The following is a 25726-nucleotide window of genomic DNA, read 5'->3' as shown; positions in this document are numbered from 1 at the left end:
TTCAGTCCTCGATACCATCGGCTGGTACTGTAATCAAGTCGGTCGGGGTCCAGTACACTGCACCGTCTTTTTCTTCGACATTCAATCGCACCAACGGGTTACCGTCGCATGGACCGCCCAAGCAATTGCCATTGGTGGCATCGTAACTGGCCCCGTGCGTTGCACAGACTACAATTCGACCCGAATCATCGAGAAACTCGCCATAGTTCCAGTCAAGCTCAACAGGCACATGCGAACAGCGATTCAAAAAACACCTGACTTCGTCATCAACCCGCACGATGAATGCGGTGGTTTCCTCGCTGTTGTACAGCACCCTGAAGCGGTAACCCGTACCGCCCTCTTCAAGATCACTTGATTGACATACTTGAATTTGCTGCATAGTAAATTAGCGTGATGAGATGGTTTGAATTAGCCATGGGGCCAATTCATTGATAGAACGAAAAGACTGCAAATGAGGCACCTGGTTCAAAAGTTTGGGGGGATGTGCCCCGGTTTGAACGGAAAGCGCATGCACACCAGCCGCATTGGCCATATTCAAATCGTGTGTGGTATCGCCGATCATGACCACGTGAGCCGGGTCTGTGTCGAATTCTTCCATCAACTCCAGAATCATCTGGGGGTGAGGTTTACTGTGGCATTCGTCGGCACATCGCGAGCTCATAAAGTAACGGGCCGTATCGGAATTGGCCATGGCACGGTTCAGGCCCTGCCTGCTTTTGCCGGTGGCTACAGTGCAGATAACCCCCATTTCATTCAGTTCTTTCAGAAGGGGGACGGCGCCGGTAAACAGCTCCAGCTCGTGATCTTTACTGAGATAATGCTTGCGATAACTTTCAACCAGTAAGGCGATCTGGGCCTCGTTGGCCCCAGGGGCGGCATGACGCAAGGCGTCGCTCAAGCCTAGCCCGATCACATAAGAGGCAATTTCTTCGCCAGGGTCGGGCAACCCTGCATCAAGACAGGCTCGCTGAATGGAACGGGTAATTGCACCGGTTGAGTCGAGTATGGTGCCATCCCAGTCAAACACCACCATTTTGTAGGTCATCTGCTTTGTACTGCCTGTAACGATTTTAAAAAGCCATCTAATTCTGGAGCCAGAGGCGCCTCCAGTACTATAGTTTCATTTGTGGCGGGATGAACAAGTTGCAAGCGAGCTGCATGCAAAAACATGCGTTTCAAGCCCTGCCTGGCCAGCTGCTTGTTCATTTCAAAATTGCCATAGCGATCGTCGCCAGCAATTGGAAACTTGTTGGCACTGGTGTGCACTCTGATTTGGTGAGTTCGACCGGTCAAAATTTGAGCCTGAATTAAGGTAAAGCTTGAATAAGATGATTTATAACACTGAATTACCTTAAACTTTGTGCAGGCTTTATCACCAGATTCATCCACAAAAACCCTGGCCTCTTTCTCGCCCGACTGTGTTTTCAACAATGGAAGATCGACTTGCCGGAGAGCTTCTGGCCAATGACCCAACACCAAGGTTTTGTAGTATTTTTTCCAGGACCTGGCTCTAAGTTGTTCTTGTAACTTTCTGAGTGCACTGCGTTTTTTGGAAATAATCAATATTCCGGAAGTTTCGCGATCAATTCGGTGAACAAGCTCCAAATCTTGATGAGTTTCCGCCCTAAGTGCACGAATACATTCAATTAATCCAAAACTTGAACCCGAGCCGCCATGAACCGCCATGCCAGACGGCTTGTTCACCACCAACAGATGCTCGTCTTCAAACAGTATCGGTAGGTCAGCAGCAGCTTTTAAAAGCTGAGTTTTATTTAAACCAGCACTTAAAGAAAGTGAATCAAGATTTTGTTTTTCAACAACCTTAATTGGCGGTACGCGCACCACATCACCAACACACAGCTTGGTTTTTGCTTCAGCGCGCTTTCGGTTAATGCGAACTTCCCCGGACCGAATAATTCTAAACACATGGCTTTTGGGCACACCTTTGCACACGTTGCACAAAAAGTTGTCCAATCGCTGGTCTTGATGTTTTTCGTCAATTTCGAGCAAAACAGCCCTGTCGGGATTGGGTTTTTCCTGTGTTTTCAATTCTTTGTTTTACCAATTGGGCGGGTTCAGCATATAATCGGATTATCGCTTGGGAAGCGTCCGAAATCACTTCTGGATACGCCCCACCGCGATTTTATTTAGTGGGTGTGCCGCCTACCCTGGATGGTGGCAATGATGGCTGAAAAAGAGGCGCGCGGCTGAATGCCCGCCTTAAGCTGGAAACAAAGAATTTTACGCACCAGCGCGCACAAGAAGCGCTGGGTACTAACAAAAACGACGCAGGCCCACCTTACGCAGGTGAAATTTGAACCAATATTTATTATTAAATATCAATGCCTTAGTTTAATCGCCGCTCTTGGTTAAAGCCGAGCGGCGCTTTGTTGTATTCGTTTTTGCATCTCTTTGTTCCTTCCGCTTTTTCAGCATCTCTTTTCGCACTGCGGTGCCATTGGAGTGTGCATGAAGCGCATGTTATTTAACGCAACTCATTCAGAAGAGTTGCGGGTCGCAATTGTCGACGGCCAGAAACTCATCGACATTGACATTGAAACAGCGGGCCGTGAACAACGGAAAAGCAACATTTACAAGGGCATTATTACCCGCGTAGAACCTAGTCTTGAAGCTTGTTTCGTCAACTATGGTGAGGACCGACACGGTTTTCTGCCATTCAAGGAAATTTCCCGTCAGTATTTCAAGGAAGGCGTTGAAGCCGGCAAAGCCCGCATTCAAGACGTCGTCAAAGAAGGTCAGGAACTGTTTGTTCAAGTTGAAAAAGAAGAACGTGGCAACAAGGGCGCTGCCCTGACCACCTTCATTTCGCTGGCAGGCCGTTATTTGGTGCTGATGCCCAACAACCCTCGAGGCGGCGGTGTTTCGCGTCGTATTGAAGGCGAAGAGCGCCAGGAATTGCGAGAAGCACTCGACAAGCTTGAGTACCCAAAGGGCATGAGCATCATTGCCCGTACCGCGGGTATTGGGCGCTCAGTTGAAGAACTGCAGTGGGACCTGAACTATCTGTTGCAGCTGTGGACTGCGATTGATGGTGCGGGCAAATCAGCCAATGGCGCATTCCTGATTTACCAGGAAAGCAGCTTGGTGATTCGAGCCATCCGCGATTACTTCAGCCCGGATATCGGTGAAGTACTCATTGATACTGATGAAATTTACGATCAAGCCAAACAATTCATGCAGCATGTGATGCCTGACATGATGAATTTGGTGAAACGCTACCGCGACGACATTCCGTTGTTCAGCCGTTTCCAGATTGAACACCAAATTGAAACCGCCTACAGCCGTATGGTTCCCCTGCCCTCGGGTGGTGCGATTGTGATCGACCACACTGAAGCACTGGTGTCGATCGACGTAAACTCGGCTCGCTCAACACGCGGCACTGACATTGAAGACACCGCCTTGCGCACCAACCTGGAAGCTGCTGAAGAAGTGGCCCGACAGTTGCGCCTGCGTGACCTGGGCGGCTTGATCGTGATCGACTTTATCGACATGGAGAAAGCCAGCAACCAGAAGGAAGTGGAAAATCGGGTTAAAGACAGCCTTCACTTTGACCGTGCACGCGTACAAATGGGCAAAATCAGCCGATTTGGCCTGATGGAACTGAGCCGTCAGCGTATTCGTCCCGCGCTGAATGAAGGTTCACATACCACTTGTCCACGCTGCAATGGCACTGGTGTAATTCGCGACACGGAAAGCACTGCCTTGCATGTGCTGCGTATTCTGCAAGAAGAGGCCATGAAGGAAGGCACTGCAAGCGTGCATGTGCAGGTTCCGGTGGATGTGGCTACATTCCTGCTGAACGAGAAACGTTCAGAGATTTACAAACTGGAGGCACGCCTGAAGGTCAATGTGCTTCTGATTCCAAACAAAAATTTGGAAACGCCGCATTACGAAATTACTCGCCTGCGCCATGACGATGAACGCCTGGAAGACCCGCGCCAAAGTTTCGAACTAGCCACATCGAAAGACGAGCAAAGCTATTACGATAAAAAAACGGAAGGTGAAGCGGTAAAACGTCAGGAAGCGGTGATCAAAGGCGTTATTCCGACCCAGCCTGCGCCTCCCCATCAGGAGCGCAAGCCCAAAACCGAATTGGCTGTTGCGGCAGCTATACCTGCAGGCCCTTCATTGATTCAGCGAATCATCAGCTGGTTCAAGCGAGACACCACAGCGGAAGCACCAGCAGTGGTTATCGAACAAAAGCCCAATGACCGTGGTGGCCGTGGGCAGAACCGTTCGCAAGGTGATCGCAACGATCAACGCAATGGTCGCGGAGGTAGAAATCGCCGACGCGGTGGCCGTGGTCGCGAAGATGAGGCCACTGGCGCATCAACTGGCGACGAGACAAAAGCCGCCGACGCCCAACAAACACGTTCTGGTCAACAAAATCGTGGTGGCCGAGGCAAACCACGTGATGATCGTGCAGCGGGCGCCGAAGTACTGGAAGTGAAACCTTTGGCCGCAGTAGAAGCCGTTGCCGCCGATGCTGCCGAAACTTCCGCTGAACAAAGCGAACGTAATGGCGGTCGCCGCCGTCGCCGTCGTGGTCGCGGAGGCCGTGGTGCCGGTGAAGGTGAAGCTGGTGCAGCTGTTGACCAGGCTGCGATGCAATCGGAAGACACCTTCCAGGCCGCTGACGCAGCAGATGATGAAGACCTCGCCAACAAGATTGCTGAAACCATGTCGTATGGCAGTGACGAAGAAGCGGGTGGCGATGAGCCACGTCGCCGTCGCCGTCGCCGCGGTCGTGGTGGCAATCGTGATGGTGCTGCACGTGACAATGCTGAAACTGGACAACAGTATTCAGAAACTTCGGCAGACAAGCCAAATGAAGTTTCCGAGGAAAGTACTGAACAGCCGATTGCAGCCACTGGCATGAATGTCTCTGAAATGGGCTTGCCTGCAGAGCCTACTCAAATGGGCTCCACCGAAAACAATCCCGATGAATCCAACGTTGCTGTCGCGGAAGTGCAGGCAGTACAGTCGGTGATTGCGGCAGTAACCCAAGTTCAAGAGACGAGCTCAGCACCTGTGGCAGAAACCATAGAAGCGCCTGTTGAAGCGGCAGTAGAAACCACCGTGGAAGCAGCACCCCTTGTTGTTGACACAGTGGAGGCTGCTGAAGCTGAACAACCTGCCAAGCAGGCTGCAAAGCTGAATAAGGCTGAACTGGAACAAATGTTGAGTAGTGCAGGTATGTTGTGGGTAGAAACCGACCATGAAAAATGGTCTGTGGTTCAATCCAGTTTGGCGGCGGTACCTAAACCAGTGCGTGTTCCTCGTGAACGCAAACCAGTTGTTCAAATTGCGACAGAAAACCTTGTTTTGGTTGAAACCAAACCTGAATTCAGAAGCGGTTCAAACTAAGAAGGCAAATAAAGCAGCAGGAAACTATATCCCTCAGCCACTGAATTGACGCTACACCGGTTCAATAGAAGTGGTTGAATACAGGTAGTTAGCAGCCTGCAGCTCAACTAAGCATTAACAAAAGCCCAATGAAAGTTATTCTTTCATTGGGCTTTTTGTTGAGCCATAAAAAAACCCACTCATCGCTGAGTGGGTTATATTTTGCCTAAGTTTTCTTCAAGTGTGATGGCGCCTTTTATCGGGCCATTACTTGAGAACCCATGGCTGTTGCACCTTCTTTGGAGCGTACTGGCGAAATTTTGCCAGCTTTGATGTCATCGTACCAAGCATCGTGGTGAGCTTTGGCCCATGTTTCATCCACATAGCCGTCACGCATTGCCTCAAGTGCACCTTCCATACCAATCGAACCAATGTAAATATGGCCCATGGACATGATGATGAACAAAAGCGCAGCACTGGCATGAATTACATGTGACTGTTGCATGAGCAAGCGGTCTTGGTCAAAGTTCGGAAAATCGAGGATAAGCCCAGTTGCAGACACTACGATACCAAGCACCGTAACGCCACCCCAGAACCAGATTTTCTCGCCCATATTGAAGCGACCGGCTGGCGCATGTCCAAACAGACCACCACCCTTCTTGAGCCATTCAATGTCGTTTTTCTCTGGCAGATTGTCTTTCACGTACATGATGAAAAACACAATGATACTGACTGCAAACAACGGACCCACAAAGTTGTGAATCACGATGCTGATTGACGCAAGCCATGAGTTGAGCGTTAAACCCATCCATGGAGCCAGCACATACTTGCCAAACATCAACAACAAACCGGTAAGCGCCAACGCCACAAAACTAAATGCCATGGTCCAGTGGGCCACACGCTCTGCGGAAGTAAAACGCTCAATCAACTTGCCGGTGCGTGGCTCGGGCAACTTTACAGGGCCCTTCACCAAGTGAGCACCCACAATTACCAGAAATACCAACGCAACGGCCCAGCCGCCATAGTAGGAAATCCAGTCATTGCGCATTTGGCGCCAAGTTTCACCGCTTTTGTTGATCAACACACCAGTTTCACGGCCTTTGGTTACGGTGGTGAACGATTCACCAGACGCAACGCCTTCCCAAACTGGCGAATTGTTGAGGGGTTGCGTTTGTTGCTTTTGAACTTGCGCTTGTGAGCGTTCAGAAGCATCTTGCGCCATGGCCCCCATTGACCAAAGTGAGCACACCGCAAAAACCAGGGCGGTGAACAAGGCCAACAAAGCCTTGCCCAAGCCTGGCTGCGCGGCAGCCCGAATGGTTGAATGTGTCATGATCGACTTCTCCTTATTGGGCCTTTGCCGAATCGCCAGTACGAACATATTCGTTCTGGGCTTTGGCTCGGACGTTCAGGGTTTCTTCCCAGCTTTCCTTGTCACCTGCTTTGAAACCGCCAGCGGTGTACTGACCGCCGCCCGTTTCAAATGCAGGAGTGTCAGCCTTGCCTGCATACCCCTTGCCGTTGTTGGCGTCTTCCAGGGGTGAACAGCCAGTGGCCAAAATGAGGCCCGCGAAGGCCCCGGAAAGAATCAACTTGCCGCGAAGCGCCATATTACGCGCCCTCCTTGGCAGGTTGACCATAGGCTGAACTCCAGCCCCACACTTCGGCACCCTTGCCGCGAACAACCACGCGATTGCGGAAGATGTCGGACACTACGTCGCCGTCACCAGCCAACAATGCCTTGGTTGAACACATTTCGGCGCACAGAGGCAATTTGCCCTCGGCCAAACGGTTGCGACCATACTTCTCAAACTCGGCTTCAGAAGCGTCTTCTTCTGGACCACCGGCACAGAATGTGCACTTGTCCATCTTGCCACGCTGACCAAATGCACCTTCCTGCGGGAATTGTGGTGCGCCGAAAGGACAAGCGTAGAAGCAGTAACCGCAACCGATACACAAGTCCTTGTCGTGCAATACAACACCTTCATCGGTTTTGTAGAAGCAGTTCACGGGACAAACGGCCTGGCAAGGCGCGTCTGAACAGTGCATACAGGCCACGGAAATTGAACGCTCTCCGGGTTCGCCGTCGTTGATGGTTACCACGCGGCGGCGGTTAATACCCCACTCTACCTCGTGCTCGTTTTTACATGCGGTGACGCAGCCATTGCACTCAATGCAACGCTCGGCATCACATAGAAACTTCATACGTGCCATTTTCTTATCTCCTTTGCATTAGTGCTTAAACCAGCTTTTCAATCTGGCATACGGTGGTCTTCGTTTCCTGCATCATCGTCACGCTGTCATAGCCGTAAGTAGTTGCAGTGTTCACTGCTTCACCACGTACAACAGGTGCCGCACCTTCTGGGTAATACTGAAGAAGGTCTTTGCCTTCCCAATGCCCAGAGAAATGGAATGGCAAGAAGACTGTATCTTCACCAACACGACGAGTGACCAAGGCTTGTACCTGAATCTTCGCGCCGGTTGGCGTCATTACACGAACCTGATCACCGTGTTTGATGCCGCGGTCGTTCGCCGCCTTGGGGTTGATTTCAACAAACATGTTTTGCTGAAGTTCAGCCAACCATGGGTTGGACCGGGTCTCTTCACCACCACCTTCGTATTCCACCAGTCGGCCTGAAGTCATGATCAATGGGAAGGACTTGCCGATGTCGGCGTTCTTCTCTTGAATTGACTTGTACAACGTTGGCAAGCGCCAGAAGCCGGCCTTGTCATCGTGAGTTGGGTACTTGGCCACCAAATCTGGCTTGGTCGAGTACAGCGGTTCACGGTGCTTGGGCACTGGATCCGGGAAGTTCCACACCACAGCGCGCGCCTTGGCGTTACCGAATGGGTGGCAACCGTGCTTCATGGCTACGCGCTGGATGCCGCCGGAAAGGTCGGTTTTCCAGTTCTTGCCCTCGGCTTCGACTTTCTCAGCCTCAGTAAGGTCGTCCCACCAGCCCAACTGTTTGAGCATGTCTGCGGTGAATTCAGGGTGACCAGTAGTAATCTCGGCACCCACTGGGTGTGAGCCAGCTTCGGCCAACAAATTAACACCGTCTTTCTCAACACCGAAGTTGGCGCGGAAGTTACCACCACCGTCCATCACTGATTTCTCGGTTGAGTACAGATTGGGCGAGCCAGGGTGCTTTATATCGGCTGTGCCGTAGCAAGGCCATGGCAAACCGAAGTAGTCACCATCACAAGGACCGCCTTCAGCTTTCAATGTACGAACGTTGAAGGTGTGCATGTTCTTCATGTGCAGCTTCAAGCGCTCTGGGCTTTGACCGGTGTAACCGATGGTCCAGGTGCCTTTGTTGATTTCCTTCAAGACGGATTCCATTTCTGGTTCCATCATGCCGCCCTTGCCTTTAACCAAGGTATGTGAGCGGCTGAATTCGTCTGCAAAGCCCAGCTTCTCAGCCAGCTGATACATGATCATGTGGTCGGTGCGGCTATCGAACATGGGTTCGATCACTTTTTCACGCCACTGCAGCGAACGGTTGGAAGCAGTGCAAGAGCCGGAACACTCGAACTGAGTTGCCGCAGGCAACAGGTACACCTCGCGGTTTGGATTCAAACCTGCGGGGTCACCTGGCATTGCCGCCATTGAGGCAGTGGCTGAAGGATAGGGATCAATCACCACTAGCAGGTCAAGCTTGTCCATGGCTTTCTTCATGTCCAAACCACGGGTTTGAGAGTTGGGTGCATGGCCCCAGAAGAACAGGCCACGCAAGTTACCGGCTTTCTGGTCGATTAGTTCCGGGTTTTCAAGTACACCATCAACCCAACGTGACACTGTCATACCCGCTTTGGTTGACATGCCTTCGGCATAGCGACTCTTGATCCATTCGTAATCCACACCCCAAACTCGGCACCAGTGCTTCCAGGAGCCTTCTGCAACGCCGTAGTAACCGGGCAATGAATCCGGGTTTGGACCCACGTCGGTGGCACCCTGGACGTTGTCGTGTCCGCGGAAAATGTTTGCACCGCCGCCAGACACACCGATGTTACCCAATGCCAACTGCACGATACAGGAGGCACGAACCATGGCGTTACCGATGGAGTGTTGGGTTTGCCCCATACACCAAACCAATGTGCTGGGACGGTTCTTAGCCATCATTTCAGCCACTTTGTACATCTGCGCTTCGTTCACGCCACAAGCTTCTTCCACCTTGTCGGGAGTCCAGTTGGCCATTACGTCGGCCTTGATCTGGTCCATACCGTACACACGGTCGTTGATGTACTTTTTGTCTTCCCAGCCGTTCTTGAAAATGTGGTACAGCATACCGAACAGGAATGGAATGTCTGAACCAGAGCGAATGCGAACATACTCATCTGCACGGGCAGCCGTGCGAGTGAAACGTGGATCAACCACGATCATTTTCGCACCGGTTTCCTTGGCGTGCAGCATGTGCAATACAGACACAGGGTGAGCTTCAGCAGCGTTCGAACCAATGTACAACGCACACTTTGTATTTTGCATGTCGTTGTAGGAGTTGGTCATTGCACCGTAACCCCAGGTATTTGCAACGCCAGCCACTGTGGTGGAGTGGCAAATACGAGCTTGGTGATCGGTGTTGTTGGTGCCCCACATGGACACCCACTTGCGCAGCAAGTAAGACTGCTCGTTGTTATGCTTGGACGAACCGATAAAAAACACGGAGTCTGGTCCATTTTCTTCACGGAGAGCCAGCATTTTTTTGGTGATGGCGTCCAGTGCTTCGTCCCAGCTAATTTTCTGGTACTTGCCATCCACCAATTTCATGGGGTACTTCAGGCGATACTCGCCGTGGCCGTGTTCACGCAGTGCAGCACCCTTGGCGCAATGGGCGCCCAGGTTAATGGGGCTTTCGAACACGGGGTTCTGGCGAACCCACACGCCGTTTTGTACCACTGCGTCTGTGGCACAACCCACTGAACAGTGTGTACAAATCGTACGCTTGATCTCGATTGCGCCGCTTGCGGCACCGCCTTCGGCAGCCGCTTCTGCTTTACGCACCATGCCAAACGGCAGACTGCCTGCAACCGCACCCGCACCCACACCAATACCGGAGCGCTTCAGAAAAGCACGGCGGTCCATAGTGGCGCCCAAACGGGATCCGATTTTATTGAGCAGGCTGTGGTTGTGATTGGGAATCACTTTGGCCACTGTCTTTTCGTCTCTTCGCTTTAACATCCTAGTCTCCTTGAATTACACCAGCAAGGTTCTGTAATAGGTTTTCACATGCTCAGAGAGCTGATAACCCTTCGATTTTTTCTCGGTGCCTGCGGCAGCGGCTTGTTCGGCCACTTCAGGTTGTTTGCTAACCACCAGTGCAGCACCGGCAGCAGCGACACCCGCACCAGCACCCACCAGGAATTGGCGTCTTGCTAGCTTGGGTTTGTCTTGATTTATCATTTTCTTGGTCATCTCATCACCTCCAATCAAACGGCACTTTCAAAATCGAAAGACTGTGTTTCAACATCAAAAAATACGCGGGTCAATCGACCCACTGTTTTGTAAAAATCGGTATTGCTGGCAGCCTCTATGTCGTCAGCCATGCGACCGTACCAACTCGCCATGTGAGCCTGGAAAAAGGCACGTTGTTCGGCGAACGATACGGGTGGGTCATCCGCCAAAATCAGATAGCGCATCACCTCACACAAAAATGCGATGTGATCTTCTGTCTCCACCAGGCTTTCATCACGGGTCAATCCAAATTTGGCCAGGTCATCTCGCAAGGCAATCAAGGGCTTTTCATTCAAAAAACCTGCCATGTAATACGAGCCATAGAGCATGACTTCCGGGCGACCAACGCCGATGAAATTATCCACAAACTCTTGATTGATCTTTTTACTATCAAACTGTCCGACCACTCGGATCAGCTCCGAAAACTCGAAACCCAAAGGGGTTGTGATGTCGAGCAACTCGCGATCAATTTCGCGAAAACGCGCCAAGAACTCGTCTGTCACATTGCCTGAAAACAACTGGGACAACAGACCGTAAAAATCGGCACGGGCCCAGTCTTCACCAGCGATCAGGTTGTCATCCTGTTGAACCTGGATGCTCATTTCTTCACCTCAAAAATGGTCATTTCATCCTTGGCGCTATACATGTCGGTCACGCGGCAATCGGCACACATCTTCAAGCGATTCGCATTGCGCTCGAACATGCTGTGCTGGCTTAATTTGGCAAACATGTTGTCGATCATGTGCTTGGTGCCAAAAGCTTTACCACAGCTGATGCAATGGAAAGGCTGCGATTCATTCAACACGCGCTTTTCACGTGCAGCGGGTCCAAGCAGCAATTGTGGAACAAGCTGCATGGCATTTTCGGGACACGTCTCGACACACAAACCACACTGCACGCAGTTGCGTTCAATGAAGCGCAGTTGTGGCATTTCAGGATTGTCGATTAGCGCCGAAGCGGGGCAAGCGCTTGTGCAACTCATGCACAAGGTGCATTTGTCTTTGTTGACCAACACCGCGCCGAACGGCGCAGCTGCTGGCAGGGCGATCGGTTCCGCAAAGCTCACTTTTGCTTTCAGTTGGGCATATTCGACCAAGTGGTCGATTGCAAATTCCATGCGGGTACGCTTGTTCGAGGACAACTCGAAGCTGGCTGGCGCTACGCCACTTGCCTGCAGGTCGCTGGGGGCAAACAACTGGTCTGTTTGGCCGACATGCAGCACCCGAACACGGCGCTGCAAGCCAATGGCTTCCAGCAAGGCATTGACCCAACCCACCTGTGCGGCCAAGGGCTCGCCATAGTGACTTGCTTCAACAGCAGACTGCATGATGGTGACGCGGTCTGCACCAAAAGCCAGTGCAGACAACCAAAGATCCGGACCGACACTGGCACTGTGATTCAATTCAATTGGCAACAAGCTGAAGTCTGAAATTGCAGCTTTGCCCGATGCTGGCTTCGCGGCTTTTTTTGCCGACTCCAGCCAGTTGTGTTCAAGGTCTGGGCCGTGCAACACAACTTCGGCCTTCTTGCCAGCGTTGGCACGGAAGGCCTTGAGTGCGGACTTGATTGAACGGCCCTGAACAGTCGCGGGACTCAAAGCAAACTGAATGGCTCCGGTTGGGCACACCGTGGTGCAGGCACCGCAACCAAGGCACAGGTGAGGATTCACCTCAATTTTCTCGCCAGCTGACTTGATCGCTTTGGTGCTGCAAGCGTCGATGCAACTATTGCAGCCTTCCTTGTTCGAGCGGCTGTGCGCACAGATGCTTGACTTGTACTCAAAGAATTTGGGTTTCTCGAATTCGCCCACGGTTTGTACGGCGTCGAGCATTGCTTCGAGCAGCAATTGATCGCTGTCACCAACGTGCCAGTACCCCAAAGGCGCCTGGCGATCTGCAAACAGACCGGGCATGGTGCAGTCGATCACCATGTCGTACTGGCGCGCGGTCACGGTACTCATGTCGGCAAATGAAATCGCCTTGAAATCGCCACAAGCCTTGATACAGGCGCCGGATTGGTCGCAACTGTTCAAATCAATGGTCAGCGATTCTTTCGAAATTGATTGGGTGGGACATGCATCCACACAGGCGCCGCAGCGCGTGCACATTTCCATGTCGACCGGATTGGTCTTTCGTGTATTCAGGGAGAATGCGCCAAGGTAGCCTTCGGCAGAATCGACACTTAATGCGAGTACGTTTAGATCGCGCTTGGCTGGTAGCACGAGACCTGCGGGATCAGCCACCAACAAATCAACCGTCAGGTTGTTCGAAAGGGTTTGCGCATGGTGCAACTGCTTGTCACTGTTGGAAACAATGGCGACACGGCCTTGCGATTTAAACACCACAGCCGGCACGGGCTCAACCTGGAAATCAGTTTCGTAGGCGGCCAACGCTGCCACCGTGGCTGCGGCCTCGGGCGAGCTTTGACCCGTCGGCTGACCTCGCAACAGGCCGCGCAAATTGAAGAATTCAATAGTTTGGGATGTTGCGCCGTCGGCAACAGATTCAAATACTGCTTGTTCCTGCGTACAACCCACAAAACAGCGAGCGCCAGCAGTTTGGTTCTTGGCGTCCAGCACTGCGGTGATTCCGTCGCGGCAAGCGCGCTGGGCTGAAATGAAACGAATACCCTCGACTCTCACGTTTTGCAACGCTTTATCGACTGTCTCGCCGCTGCCCTGGCAACCACACACAAACACATCCGAGTTGGTCATTGTATTGATACTTCTATTTTGGTTATTTGGCAATTAATTGCAAAACTTGTGCCAGACCAGCGGGGAGAATTTTCTTATTTAGAATCAGTCGCCTAGAAATACCTCTTGTATACAAGCATGAGTGTTGGTGCATTTTGTCTGTATCGGGCTGGACACGCCACAGACAAAATGTACCAAGTATTCGTTATTTTTTATCTGGCGATTCAAACGAACGATTTTCTAATTCTTTTTAATAATCAGCATCTTGCAGTGTGTCAGGGATAACCCTAGTCTCATTCTGTAAATCTGATTTTTCAAGATCGGAATGTTCAGACACATCGATTTCGTCTAACACAGGAGACCCAGAGTCATCAGTTTCGGAAAGCACTGCTCCAACGCGCTCAAGCCCCTCATCAATCTCGGACTTTTTCAATATTTCAAGGTCAGGCCTGCTGAGCAATTGCTTGGACAGGGTCATTTTCCCGATGTCCTCCTGACTCAGCGGTGTAAATTTATTGTAATCATCAATGTAGATGTCCAGACCATCCATCACATTGAATTCTGGGCGGGAAAAAAGTGCCTTGAATGCCTTGTTTTTCAGCTCCGTGGACACTTTTTCGACCATGAAAGCCTTGATATCACCACCCTGCTCTACCGCCTGGAGATCTTCTTCCGTCGGCAAAGGCAACTCGGGCTGGGTCGCCGCCGTCTGCTCCAGTGGCTTTGTTGAGCTCAATTCACCCGCCGCGGCACTTTGTCCGGAATCAACACCAGATAGTGGTGCTTCGGTCTTCAATACCGTCACTTCTTCGGCCAGTTGCTCCTGGGCTCGAACCTCAAGCTTCCGCTTGGACCAACGACTTAAAAAATTTTCGCTCATCGAATTAACTGCGCTCTTCAGGTTTTATGAATGACTGCGGACGCCTGCGCTGTTTGGGCTCAGGCTGGTATTTCGCCTGAACCAGTTCCGCCAGCCAACTGGCCACTGGCGCGGGCAACGGCAAGGTTTGAACCTCTTCGTTGGAGTCCATCCAGCGCGCAGCTTCGTCGTAACTGAAAGTAGCATCAAAAATTGATGGCATCAGGGTTTTGTTGTCTTCGGGATACCTGACACCAAAGAAAATAAAGGGTGTGTCGGTGTCCAGATTCAGGAAATAGCCTTGCAACTGATCTTGATACACCTCGACATTGATAGCCTGAACCCGCTCATCCATGCCTTGTGGCATGGGTACATCGACTGGCCCCATTTCAAGTACCTGCCAGCGAAATGGCTGCCATGGAGAGCTTTGCACCACCCTACCAATTTTCACATTGAAAGCCAGTTCACCCAGCACCAAAAATTTTGCGCTCAAAAAACACCTCTGTGAGTTGCCGGTGCCCGTCACTAAGGGCACAATTCATGGTTATTAGATTAGAAGATACAGCACAAGTATCACAATAGGAGTTTGCCCCATGGGGCGAGGGATTGAACAATGACAGACCGAGTTATTCAACTGGTCCAAGACAATTCGCGCGTAATTCCCCTGAATTTCAGCGCACCGCAAAGCAGTGAAGTACCCGCAAAAGATCATTTCAATCGCAGGCTTCATGACTTGCGGATTTCCGTCACCGACCGCTGCAACTTCCGTTGCGTTTACTGCATGCCCAAGTCGATATTCGACAAGGACTACCAGTTTTTACCGCACAAAGACCTGCTCAGCTTTGAAGAGATCGAGCGGGTTGCCCGCGAATTCGTCGCGCTGGGTGTTGAGAAGATTCGTCTGACAGGCGGCGAGCCATTGCTTCGAAAAAATATCGAAACTCTGATTGAACAGCTTTCCCGCCTGAGAACACCTGGCGGAAAACCCGTTGAAATTACTTTGACCACCAATGGCACGCTGCTGCGAAAGAAATCGAAAATCCTGAAAGAAGCTGGGTTGAACCGTGTCACGGTCAGCTTGGACGCGATTGATGATGCGGTATTCAAAGCCATGAACGATGTCGATTTCTCAGTGGATGAAGTGCTGGATGGCATCGAAGCGGCACACGAGGCAGGCCTTGGGCCAATCAAAGTGAACATGGTTGTCAAAGGTGGGATGAACGACGATCAGGTGCTGCCTATGGCAAAGCATTTCAAAGGCACTCCCCACATTCTGCGATTCATCGAGTACATGGATGTCGGAAGCAGCAACGGCTGGAAGATGGATGAAGTGGTGCCGTCAGCGCGAATCATCAACATGATTTCGCAGGGGCTTTCACAACTCCAGGTTGTTGATGCCAATTACGTGGGTGAAGTGGCCGAGCGGTGGAAATACAGCGACGGCAGCGGCGAAGTTGGCGTAATTTCCTCAGTGACACAGGCTTTCTGCAAAGACTGCACGCGGATTCGTTTGTCCACCGAAGGAAAGCTTTACACCTGCCTGTTTGCGAGCAAAGGACACGATTTAAAACCACTGATTCGCTCAAACGCCCCATCAGAAGAAATTGGCAAGCAATTGAACCATGCAATCCGCAATCTCTGGGCTGTTCGTGCCGACCGCTACAGCGAAATCCGCACTGAAAACACTGCTCAACCGAAAGACCGGATTGAAATGTCTTACATCGGAGGCTGAGGGGTTTCAATGGCAGCACAAATTCAAACCACCAACGCCAGTATTCCAAGCACGGTTGAAATCACGGCCACCAACGAGCGCGGAGAACAGGTGCCGGTTCAAATTTCTGGTGAACACCCACTCACCCTGTACTTCGACAAAAAAGAACTGCTGACCATCATGACCTTGGGCGCACAACCTGAGGCCTTGGCGCTGGGCTGGCTGCGCAATCAGCGATTAGTGTCTGATCCCTCGGAGATCGCGGCAATTCATGTGGACTGGGAAACAGAGAGTGTTGCGGTCACTTCAGCTGTGTTGAAAAATACAGGCCAAACCATTTGGGAAACCACAGAAAAGGCCCAGAAGCTGGAGAAGAAAACTACAACTTCGGGCTGCGGACAAGGCACCGTTTTCGGGGACTTGATGGAAGATCTGGACAAGGTTCAACTCAGCAACGCCTATCACCTTTCGCAAGACGTGCTGTACGGCGTGATGGACAATGTTCGTAAACACGAGTCAATCTACAAACAGGCTGGCGCTGTGCATGGTTGCGCACTGTGTTCGAATAGCGGCGAGAACCGCGGAGAAATTTTGCTGTTTGTTGAAGACGTTGGGCGTCACAACGCCGTCGATGCCATCGCTGGCCAAATGTGGTTACACGGCATGACTGGTGAGGACAAAATTTTTTATACCACCGGCAGGTTAACCTCAGAGATGGTCATTAAATGCGCACAAATGGGCATACCCGTGTTGGTATCGCGCTCGGGCCTGACACAAATGGGCTATGAAATCGCCCAGAAATTGAATATCACAATGCTGGGGCGCTGCCAGGGCAAGCATTACTTGCTCTACACCGGCACCCATCGATTCAACACTTTAACTGACACACAATACGCATGAGTATCTCTCTGGATGACATCACCGGCGTTATCCTCGCCGGTGGCATGGGCCGCCGAATGGGTGGCATCGACAAAGGATTACGCAATTACAAAAACGCACCACTGGCACTTCATGCCATGATGCGACTCAATGGGCAGGTCGGCAGCATGACCATGAATGCCAACAGAAACATTGGTGTCTACGAAGGATTTGGCATACCTGTAATATGCGACCAGCAACCCGATTTTGCAGGCCCTCTGGCAGGAATGCAGACAGCCCTTAGTTACGCCACAGTGCCTTTCTTGGTGACCGTGCCTTGCGATGTGCCCATGTTCCCGGTGAATCTGGTTGAAAAACTGAGCGCCCCCTTCGAGAAAAATGTTGGGCTGATGTTGACAGTGGCTTCGACCAAAGGTCGCCACCACCCGGTGTTTTGCATGATGCGAACCGAACTGTTGCCCAGTATGGAAGAATTCCTGCGCAAGGGCGGCCGGAAAATTGACGCCTGGTACGCCAATATTCCTCATGAGGCAGTTGAGTTTGACGATGAAGCCGCCTTTCACAACGTCAACACGCTTGAAGAACTCAAAGAACTTGAGCAGAAATCCTGAGTAGCAAGGCAAAGCATGGAAACTGATTTTCAAACAGTGGAACAAGCGCGACTCAAAATACTGTCGCTTCTCAAGCCGATTACAGGCACACGCACGGTGGCCATTCGCGAGGCGCTGGACCAGGTACTTGCTGCGGATTTGTTGTCCCCCATCAATGTGCCGGCTCACGACAATTCTGCGATGGATGGTTATGCCTTCAACAGCAGCAACATACAGAATTCCGACATCACTCACCTGACAATGATCGGTACCGCCTATGCGGGAAAAGCCTTCACCGGCACTTGTGGCAATGGAGAATGCGTGCGCATTATGACCGGCGCAGTGATGCCCCTGAACTGCGACACCGTGCTGGTGCAAGAAAATGCCACCGTGAGCGGCGACCAAATCAGTTTTCCACCAGGGGCTGTCAAGGCTGGAGACAACCGCCGCCTTGCCGGTGAAGACCTAACAATTGGCAAACCTGCCCTGCCCGCAGGCAAGGTACTTCGGCCAGCTGACTTGGGCCTGCTGGCCTCACTGGGCGTTGCCGAAATCTCGGTACGCAGAAAATTGCGTGTTGCATTTTTCTCCACCGGCGACGAGTTACGCTCCTTGGGTCAGCCGCTGGATGAAGGCTGCGTGTACGACAGCAACCGTTACACTTTGTATGGCATGTTGACTCGTTTGAGGTTTATTGAACTGCTTGACATGGGGGTAGTTCATGACTCCCCGGAAGCCCTTGAACACGCGATGCTGCAGGCCATGGAACAAGCCGATGTGATAATTACATCGGGTGGCGTATCTGTGGGTGAGGCAGACTACACCAAGCAGGTCATGGAAAAACTGGGGAGCGTTAACTTCTGGAAAATTGCCATGCGCCCTGGCCGCCCAATGGCCTTTGGCCAGGTGCACAATGCAGCCAATGGTGACTCTGCGTACTTGTTCGGCCTGCCCGGCAACCCAGTCGCAGTCATGGTGACCTTTTATGCATTCGTGCGTGATGCTTTGTTCAAACTGGCCAATGCCAACGCACTGCCAATTCCAATGGTGTCTGCAAAATTGGCTCAAAATGTACGCAAACGCCCAGGACGTACCGAGTATCAACGAGCCCGCCTGACCATGGAAAAAGGTCTTTTGCTTGCCCACCTTAGCGGCGCCCAAGGATCAGGAATCTTGCGCAGTATGTCTGAATCCGATTGCTTGCTGGTGCTGGAACATGACCAAGGTGATTTGAAGGCTGGGGACACCGTTCTGGCGTTGCCCTTTGAAGGTTTGATATAGAAGTACGCACACACCCCGCCCGGGGGAGTGAACCAAGTGAGTGATTTTCAGGGCCAGATTCAAGCGATACCATGAGCGCTCTTGAATTTTGGCCTGTGACATGCTCCAAGACCCGCGCCCCATCAAACCATTGCAACGCGCTTTGTGCGGCCTGCTTGAGGAAATGGGACTGGAATTTCTGCCCAGCCAATGGGAATTACAAACCGATCTGGCTGACTCGGAACACGACACCGACTTAAATCAATTGTTGGCTTATCTATCCGCCTGCAATATTTCGTGGCAGCTTTTTCATCAGGTGTCCGTCAGTGAAATCAAACACCTAGGCCCGCACACATTGGCCACGCTGCACAACGGTGAGTGTGGTCGACTTCAAGAACTGACTTCATCGAATGCCACGCCGGTTTCATTGAAATGGGCCTTGCAAATTGAAGCGCCAAAAACAGTTCAAGGAAATGAACAAGCACCGGCAGGCCTGCTTGACTTTTGGCAACAGCTTCGCGACAGCAAGTGGTTACGAGAAGCATTTGATTTCGAAAATGGAAGCTTTAAGCCGGTGATTTATGCCTCCCTGCTGATCAATCTGTTGGCACTGGCGGGCCCACTCTTCTCGCTTCAGGTGTATGACCGCATCATTCCCAACCAAGCCTATGCCTCAATGATTGCATTGCTACTGGGTGTATTTCTTTGCCTGGGCTTTGAACATGCCTTGAAACATGCGCGCCATCGCCTGATGGAGGTTGCCGCAACTTCGATCGACACCCGATGCACGATGCATCTGTCGAAATCACTTTTGAATGTACCCGTCTACAAAACTGAACCAAGCCTGCTTCTACAGCATTTGCGTTCATTCGAGCAACTGCGTGAATTGGTCACTGGTGTATTTCTTCTTGCACTGATTGACCTTCCGTTTTTAGTACTTTTCTTAGCAGTAATAGCCCTGATTCACCCGCTGTTTCTGTTGATCGCAGGGGGGGTTATCGGACTAACTTTGCTGTTCATTGCAACATCGCACAGGAGAATTTCACGGCTTGGGCAAACGCAAATGCGACAAAGTCGGGAAACCCAAAGCCAATGGCTTGATTCACTGTCTGGCCTGGACTGCATTCAGGCACATGGCGTTGAGCAAGCCCATGGCAAATTATTGAACAAGCTTCAGCTTAAATCGCGATTAAGCGGCAACGCAGTTCGCGATCAAATGTTTGTGGTGAACCAACGAATACATCTGTTACAACAAAGTAGTTGGGTACTTACTATCACGCTAGGCGTTTATTTCATTGTTGAAAAGCAACTCACCGTGGGTGGATTGATCGCAGTGTCCATGCTCACCATGCGCTGTTTCTCACCAATTCAAAAACTACAGGCTCATCTAGTACAAACACATTCAGCCCAAGCCACTTTCGAAGAACTTGACCAGTTCTTGGGGCAACAAACCCCAACCACGGTTCAACGTTCAGCGCTTGAACGAATCAACAACATGTCGCTTGAATTCGCCAGCGTAATTAAACCGGGGCGCAACAAAGAAGCCAATCAACCATTTGATTTCTTGCTGCGCAATGTGAACCTTCAATTGCATGCCGGTGGCAGGCTAGCTGTTATCGGCACCACAGGGTCTGGAAAAACGTCCCTACTCAAACTGCTTGCCCAACAACTTAAATGCGATCAGGGTCAACTTGTGGTCAACAAATTGTCGATCGAACATTATCAAAACAGTGAATTTCAATCCAAAGTGGGTTACGCCAGTCAACCCCCTGTGTTACTCAAGGGTAGTTTGCTCGACAATATTCGCTTCATGCGCCCGCACATCAACTCAAGCGATTGCTGGGAAATTCTCCAACAACTTGGCTTGAAAGACTGGGTAGACCAGCACCCAGACGGTATTCACATGGCTATAGACAGCCAGGGTAACAACTTGTCGTCGGGGCAAAAACAGGCAGTTTCGCTTTGCAGAGCGCTGGCAGGCCAACCACAACTGATACTGCTGGATGAACCCACTGTTTGCCTGGACCAGCATATGGAAAACCGCTTGTTGCAGCACCTGCAACAACTACCCGAACGAAGCATGTTGGTGTTTACAACCCACAAGCTTGGGTTGTTGGCTTGTGCGAGTCGCCTTGCCCTGATGCACAACGGGCAAATTCACGCACAAGGCAACAAACCTGAAGTACTGCATGCGGCCAATGCTCTGGCCACACAACGAAAGCAAACAACGCAGGTTGAACCATGAAAACTCAGCGCCACACCATACGATTCATAAACTGGCTTCTTGGGAAAAATGGCGAACACCACATGCCGGCAACAGCGGGGCTTGAGCAGTCAAGGCTTTGGCATGAACAACAAGTGCTCACAAAACGCCTGGTACATGGCTGTGCCCTTACCTTGTTGGCCTTGTTGGCATGGTCTGCAATTGCAACAGTACCCCAAGCAGCTCACGGCGAGGCGCGTGTTGTACCCTCCCAGCGCTTGCAGGTGATTCAGGCTGTGGATGGCGGAGTTATCAACCAGGTGTTTGTGCGCGAGGGCCAATTGGTCAAGGCTGGCGACAAGCTGGTTCAAATCGACATCACCCGGTTTTCATCAAGCCTGAAGGAAAAGGAAGCGGTTGATGCGTCTTTTCAATTTCGTGAAGCCCGGCTGATGGCCCAACTTAACAACACCACGCCGAACATACCTGCCTCGCTAATTCAGCAATACCCCGATCTGTACCTGCAGGAATCCAAACTGCTACAAACCAAACTTCAAGAATGGGCTTCACAAACGCAAATTTATGAACAACAGCTTGACCAACGGCAACGCGAACTCGATGAGGCACAAAGCAACGCCACCGCTGCCAAACGAAACCTGGAAATATCCGAACAAGAGTTGAGCAGTATGCGGCCACTGCTAAAAAGCGGTGCAGTTTCCCCGGTTGAAGTACTGCGACTTGAACGCGACGTCGCCAAAGCAAAAGGCGATTATGAAGGAGCCAAGGCGCAAACCAGTCGCCTGTACTCTGCCATTCGCGAGGCTCGCGAAAAAATTGAGGAAACTCGCCTAAAGCAGATTAATGAAGCGCGTACCGAACTCTCGGAAGTCAAGGCGAGGTTGGCCAGTCTTGAGCAGAACCAGATCGAGCTCACGGACAGAGTGAATCAAGCCACATTGAGAACCCCGGTGGACGGTCTTGTGCAACGAGTTTTGTACAACACCCGAGGCGCCGTTGTCCCCGCAGGAAAAGAGGTGATCGAAATTGTGCCAATTGATGAGCAACTGGTTTTCGAGACCCGAATCAACCCAAAAGACATTGCATTTATTCGACCCAAACAAATCGCCAACATTCGTGTGACTGCCTATGACTATTCCATTTACGGCGCATTGGAAGGAACTGTGGAAAGTATCTCCGCAGACAGTTTGCTTGACGAGTTCGGTCGACCCTACTTTAGTGTGAAAGTGAAGGTACCTCGCCTGAATGTCAATGAGAAAATTCGACTGATGCCTGGCATGGTGGCCAATGTGAGCATTGAAACTGAAGATCGAACCGTGTTGTCCTACCTCACAAAACCAGTTATACGCGGTTCAATCCAGGCTTTTACCGAGCAGTAAACCCAACCGAATCATTCCAATAACTCGATAGAGTTAACTCCCGTTAATCCTGACCCAATCACCTGTTTGGCACGCGGGTGATTTGGAACCAAACTCGCGGCTCGATCACTTATCAATGACATCGAACCCGAGGACCCCCATGAGCGAAAAGCCAGTTGTGAATGCCCAAGAATGCGATCCCAGTACCCTTGGCTTGGCCAGAAAACCTCGCCCAGCCCTGAAGCGGAAACCGCAAACAGAGGTGGTTGTTCAACTAGGTCCTTATACAGACGGACAAATTACCGCGCCTGAAATGGTTCGCCCTCTGGAGGGACCTACTGAATGGCTGATCAAGCCAAAGACCGGTGAAATTGTTCCATTCGACGCTGCTACCCCTCCTGAAAAAGATGTGATCCGCAAATACATCACTGTCGGCGCACAAGACAACGATGTGCCCGAAGACCTTCCAAAACTAAGCGAGGGCTATGTGGTGGAGCGGGTTAACCAAGACCCACTGCCCAGCATGGATGGCAAGGTTGGCGAAAATGGTACCAACACAGTTCGAGTGGTTGAGAAAGAAGGCCCTGCGAGTGTGGAATGCAAAGACATGCCACCCCCAACGCCAGTGGATGAAAATGAAGAACCACCACCGGTTGATCCGCCGGTGGACGAAGAAGGAGACTGCGAGTGCCCCACGCCGCCCACCTGTCCGCCTGTGGACGAACCAGATTGCAAAACTGATCCTGACTGCCCAGAGGTTGACGCGGTCAATGACTGCGCCAGCACAAAGACAGATTGCCCAGTGATCGTCGACGTTCTAAAAAACGACCTAGGCTGCGGTGATTTAAAAATTAACGAAGCAAGCGCCGAAAACGGAACAGTGGAAATCAAGAATGGCAAGTTGCACTACACACCCAATGAAGGTTTTTGCGGAGAGGATGTTATTAGCTACACCGTCGGCGATGAAAGTTGCCTGACCGACACTGCCCATGTGTACATAAAGGTCGACGCCATTGACGTAGCCGTGAACGACAACGATTACCCTGCTGACAACACCGATTGCGCTGACAACACCGACAGCAGCGACTACACGGGCAATACGCAGATGGGCGACCACGAATATTCCTCTGAACAATACACGGTCGATTCTGTAATTGAAGCCGTTCAGGAAAATGTACAAACCTATCTGGATCAAGCCCGCGACCAGGCCAACGAATACATCCAAAGTAAAACAGCTTGGGCCTCAGGATTCAGCGCCAGTGCTTTTGACTCTGCGAACTGCGCACCTGCTGAAGAAGCTGCTGCTGTCTGTTGATGCAATTTAACGAACGAGCCAATATGAACACAAGCTACAACTTATCCACTTCATTGATCATCGCCCTTCTTACCCTGGCCCCGCCTTCGGCCTGGACACAGGAAAACCAGGCGATACTCGCAGAGCAGCCCACAGAAAACAATGCGCCGAACCCATTGCAACAAAGCGTGATCAAAGGCCTGCAAAACAGCCCTGCACTGGACGCAGATGTACATGCGCTCGAAGCGCAAATGGAAGAGGCCAACGTGGTATTTGGCACTTTGTTGCCCACGGTTGATGCACGGGGCTCTGCAGGTCGCGAACGAACCCGGATCGAAGACGCTGACACGCGTACCTACAACGCAAACTCCTATGGCATTGAGGCGCGCCAAAACCTGTACAACGGTTTTGCCTCTCAGGCCCGCTACCTTGCAGCCTACTCCGAGGCGATGCAAAGCTATTACCGATATCTGAACAAGGCCAATCAGGTCGCTTTTGATGCCTCCAGTGCACATGTTGATGTGTCACGTTTTCAGGCCCTGACTCGTTTGTCCGAGGACAATCTGAAGTATCACCAAGAACTGATGAACCGCATTGAGGAAAAGGTAAAAAGCGGTGTAACGCGTCAATCCGATCTGGAACAGGCGCGCAGCCGGTACACTTTGGCTTTGGGTAACCTGGCCACCGAGAAAGCCAACACTTTTTCCGCGATGGCCAACTATCAACGAATTACCGACACAGTTTGGCCAGTCAATCAGGCAGGTGAATACGTAGTCAATGCCAACTTTGAGGTTGAAAACCGCGAACGTTTGGTATTCGCCCTGAACAACCACCCGCTACTGAAGGCATCCAATGCATCCATTGCTACCGCCAAACAGGCAGTAACTGCGGCCAGCGAAGGCTTTCACCCCCGCCTTGATTTACGCGCAAAAACCGATGTGTACAGCAACTACCTGTCCACATTTGACGAGCGCCAAATTTCGTCGATCGACTTGCTGGCTACGATTAACCTGTACCGTGGTGGAGCCGACAATGCCTCCCGTAATGCGGCAATCAAACGTCGACTGCGCAGTCTGGACGACAAACTGGTGATTTGCAGGGCCATTCGACAGTCCACACAAACCTCGCTTTTTGATGTGGTCAGTTCTCAAAAAAAGCTGAATTACTTTCGTGAACAGGCGGCTGCAATTTCCAAGGCGCGCGCAGCCTATGAACAGCAATTTGCAGTGGGGCGACGCAGCCTGCTCGATTTGCTGAGTGCAGAGAATGAGTACTATCAGGCACAAAGGGCTTTGATTAATATTGAAGCCGATTTAAGTGTTTCAAAATTGAAATTGCTGGCGGCCACCGGCCAATTGATCACGCTATTTGCTGTCGATGAACTGGTGAATGTGGATGAACCCACCAAGCGCAATGTTCTGTTTTACAAAGAACAAACCCACAGTGGCGCTGAGGCCGAAGGGTGCCCCACTCGCCTTATCAATCTGGAAGACTTTGATTTGCCCAACATTGGATTCGATGAGGCATTGAAGTCAGTGAATTCGACCAACAGCCTGCCGCCCATTCAATTGGCCCAATTGGACAACGGTGACCTTGCAAGCCAACAGGTGGCTGCATTTGGAGACCCCGCAGAAGTGTCTAAAAGCCTGATCGACAAGACCAAAGCGTGGGCGAGGGCTTGGGAAAACAAAGACTTGAACAGTTACATCGCGTTTTACGCGCCAAACTTCAAACCCGAAGAAGGCAGCTATGAAGCATGGGTCAGTAACCGCCGAGATCGCATTACGAAAGCACAGGGAATCGATATCGAGATTTCCGACTTACTAGTGATACCGAGCTTCGACAAACCCAATGAATACGAAATCAGCTTTGTTCAGGACTACCGCGCAAAGTTGTATCAGGAACGCTCGAAAAAAGTTTTGACCTGGCAAGAAAACAAAGGTGTTTGGCAAATTATTCGGGAACAAAACATGCCTGTCAGTACGGCGCAAACCCAGACCAGAAAAAATCTGAATGTTGCTCAAGCGCAGGTTGAATAAAATA

General features: G+C 51.3%; 21 protein-coding genes. 9 read left to right on the top strand and 12 right to left on the bottom strand.

Annotated elements, in window-relative coordinates; translation table 11 throughout:
- Position 1: 1 nt before the first annotated feature.
- The 3 genes from B4N58_RS00795 to B4N58_RS00785 are packed head-to-tail and all read right to left on the bottom strand — an operon-like array spanning position 2 to position 2049.
- A complete protein-coding gene (locus B4N58_RS00795; RefSeq protein ID WP_008249110.1) occupies positions 2-379 on the bottom strand; it encodes a Rieske (2Fe-2S) protein in 378 nt (125 codons plus the stop codon).
- 6 nt (positions 380-385) lie between these two features.
- The gene (locus B4N58_RS00790; protein WP_008249108.1) at positions 386-1045 is read right to left on the bottom strand and encodes an HAD-IIIA family hydrolase; all 660 of its coding nucleotides are present in this window, start codon (positions 1043-1045) and stop codon (positions 386-388) included.
- Complete coding sequence (locus B4N58_RS00785) at positions 1042-2049, bottom strand: RluA family pseudouridine synthase (protein ID WP_291744953.1); 1008 nt, start codon at positions 2047-2049, stop codon at positions 1042-1044. Before B4N58_RS00785 ends, B4N58_RS00790 begins: the two co-directional genes overlap by 4 nt.
- 420 nt (positions 2050-2469) lie before the next feature.
- Here B4N58_RS00785 and B4N58_RS00780 point away from each other — a divergent pair, with 420 nt between their 5' ends.
- The gene (locus tag B4N58_RS00780) at positions 2470-5388 is read left to right on the top strand and encodes an Rne/Rng family ribonuclease (RefSeq protein ID WP_291744951.1); all 2919 of its coding nucleotides are present in this window, start codon (positions 2470-2472) and stop codon (positions 5386-5388) included.
- A 235-nt stretch (positions 5389-5623) separates the two neighbouring features.
- On the opposite strand, the gene B4N58_RS00775 is transcribed toward B4N58_RS00780, so the two are convergent.
- From B4N58_RS00775 to B4N58_RS00735, 9 genes are all read right to left on the bottom strand, one after another.
- On the bottom strand, positions 5624-6700 hold the full coding sequence (locus B4N58_RS00775) for a formate dehydrogenase subunit gamma (RefSeq protein ID WP_291744948.1): 1077 nt from the start codon (positions 6698-6700) through the stop codon (positions 5624-5626).
- A gap of 13 nt (positions 6701-6713) precedes the next feature.
- Complete coding sequence (locus B4N58_RS00770) at positions 6714-6977, bottom strand: hypothetical protein (protein ID WP_008249082.1); 264 nt, start codon at positions 6975-6977, stop codon at positions 6714-6716.
- 1 nt (position 6978) lies between these two features.
- Positions 6979-7581 carry a formate dehydrogenase FDH3 subunit beta gene (gene fdh3B / locus B4N58_RS00765; RefSeq protein ID WP_008249081.1) on the bottom strand — a complete coding sequence of 201 codons (603 nt, stop codon included), beginning with the start codon at positions 7579-7581 and terminating at the stop codon, positions 6979-6981.
- A gap of 25 nt (positions 7582-7606) precedes the next feature.
- Positions 7607-10546 carry a molybdopterin-dependent oxidoreductase gene (locus tag B4N58_RS00760; RefSeq protein WP_040512432.1) on the bottom strand — a complete coding sequence of 980 codons (2940 nt, stop codon included), beginning with the start codon at positions 10544-10546 and terminating at the stop codon, positions 7607-7609.
- Between the two features lie 15 nt (positions 10547-10561).
- Positions 10562-10780, bottom strand: a complete 219-nt coding sequence (locus tag B4N58_RS00755; RefSeq protein ID WP_008249079.1) for a twin-arginine translocation signal domain-containing protein — start codon at positions 10778-10780, stop codon at positions 10562-10564.
- 14 nt (positions 10781-10794) lie between these two features.
- Positions 10795-11421, bottom strand: coding sequence for a TorD/DmsD family molecular chaperone (locus tag B4N58_RS00750; protein ID WP_008249078.1), 627 nt, complete (start codon positions 11419-11421; stop codon positions 10795-10797).
- A complete protein-coding gene (locus B4N58_RS00745) occupies positions 11418-13532 on the bottom strand; it encodes a 4Fe-4S binding protein (RefSeq protein ID WP_291744943.1) in 2115 nt (704 codons plus the stop codon). The genes B4N58_RS00750 and B4N58_RS00745 overlap by 4 nt, the downstream gene beginning before the upstream one ends.
- Positions 13533-13761: 229 nt before the next feature.
- Entirely contained in the window at positions 13762-14391 is a 630-nt protein-coding gene (locus tag B4N58_RS00740; protein WP_291744941.1) for a DUF3306 domain-containing protein, read from the bottom strand.
- Between the two features lie 4 nt (positions 14392-14395).
- The gene (locus B4N58_RS00735; RefSeq protein ID WP_291744939.1) at positions 14396-14863 is read right to left on the bottom strand and encodes a DUF3305 domain-containing protein; all 468 of its coding nucleotides are present in this window, start codon (positions 14861-14863) and stop codon (positions 14396-14398) included.
- A 120-nt stretch (positions 14864-14983) separates the two neighbouring features.
- Between B4N58_RS00735 and moaA the strand changes: the two genes are divergently transcribed.
- The 8 genes from moaA (at position 14984) to B4N58_RS00695 (ending at position 25722) form a co-directional block, all read left to right on the top strand.
- Complete coding sequence (gene moaA / locus B4N58_RS00730; RefSeq protein ID WP_291744937.1) at positions 14984-16102, top strand: GTP 3',8-cyclase MoaA; 1119 nt, start codon at positions 14984-14986, stop codon at positions 16100-16102.
- Between the two features lie 9 nt (positions 16103-16111).
- A complete protein-coding gene (locus tag B4N58_RS00725) occupies positions 16112-16981 on the top strand; it encodes a formate dehydrogenase accessory sulfurtransferase FdhD (RefSeq protein ID WP_291744935.1) in 870 nt (289 codons plus the stop codon).
- The gene (mobA, locus tag B4N58_RS00720) at positions 16978-17571 is read left to right on the top strand and encodes a molybdenum cofactor guanylyltransferase MobA (RefSeq protein WP_008249072.1); all 594 of its coding nucleotides are present in this window, start codon (positions 16978-16980) and stop codon (positions 17569-17571) included. Before B4N58_RS00725 ends, mobA begins: the two co-directional genes overlap by 4 nt.
- Before the next feature lie 15 nt (positions 17572-17586).
- A complete protein-coding gene (gene glp, locus B4N58_RS00715) occupies positions 17587-18831 on the top strand; it encodes a gephyrin-like molybdotransferase Glp (RefSeq protein WP_291744932.1) in 1245 nt (414 codons plus the stop codon).
- A 100-nt stretch (positions 18832-18931) separates the two neighbouring features.
- Positions 18932-21055: an ATP-binding cassette domain-containing protein gene (locus tag B4N58_RS00710; RefSeq protein ID WP_291744929.1), complete on the top strand. Its 2124-nt coding sequence runs from the start codon at positions 18932-18934 to the stop codon at positions 21053-21055.
- A gap of 62 nt (positions 21056-21117) precedes the next feature.
- Positions 21118-22410, top strand: a complete 1293-nt coding sequence (locus B4N58_RS00705; RefSeq protein WP_291744927.1) for an HlyD family type I secretion periplasmic adaptor subunit — start codon at positions 21118-21120, stop codon at positions 22408-22410.
- A 139-nt stretch (positions 22411-22549) separates the two neighbouring features.
- Positions 22550-23704, top strand: coding sequence for an Ig-like domain-containing protein (locus B4N58_RS00700; protein WP_291744925.1), 1155 nt, complete (start codon positions 22550-22552; stop codon positions 23702-23704).
- Positions 23705-23727: 23 nt separating this feature from the next.
- Complete coding sequence (locus B4N58_RS00695) at positions 23728-25722, top strand: TolC family protein (protein ID WP_040512430.1); 1995 nt, start codon at positions 23728-23730, stop codon at positions 25720-25722.
- Positions 25723-25726 lie beyond the last annotated feature (4 nt).

It is taken from the genome of Limnobacter sp. UBA3528, from assembly GCF_002377005.1.
Lineage (GTDB): Bacteria > Pseudomonadota > Gammaproteobacteria > Burkholderiales > Burkholderiaceae_B > Limnobacter.
This window is presented reverse-complemented; position numbering and strand designations above follow the sequence as displayed.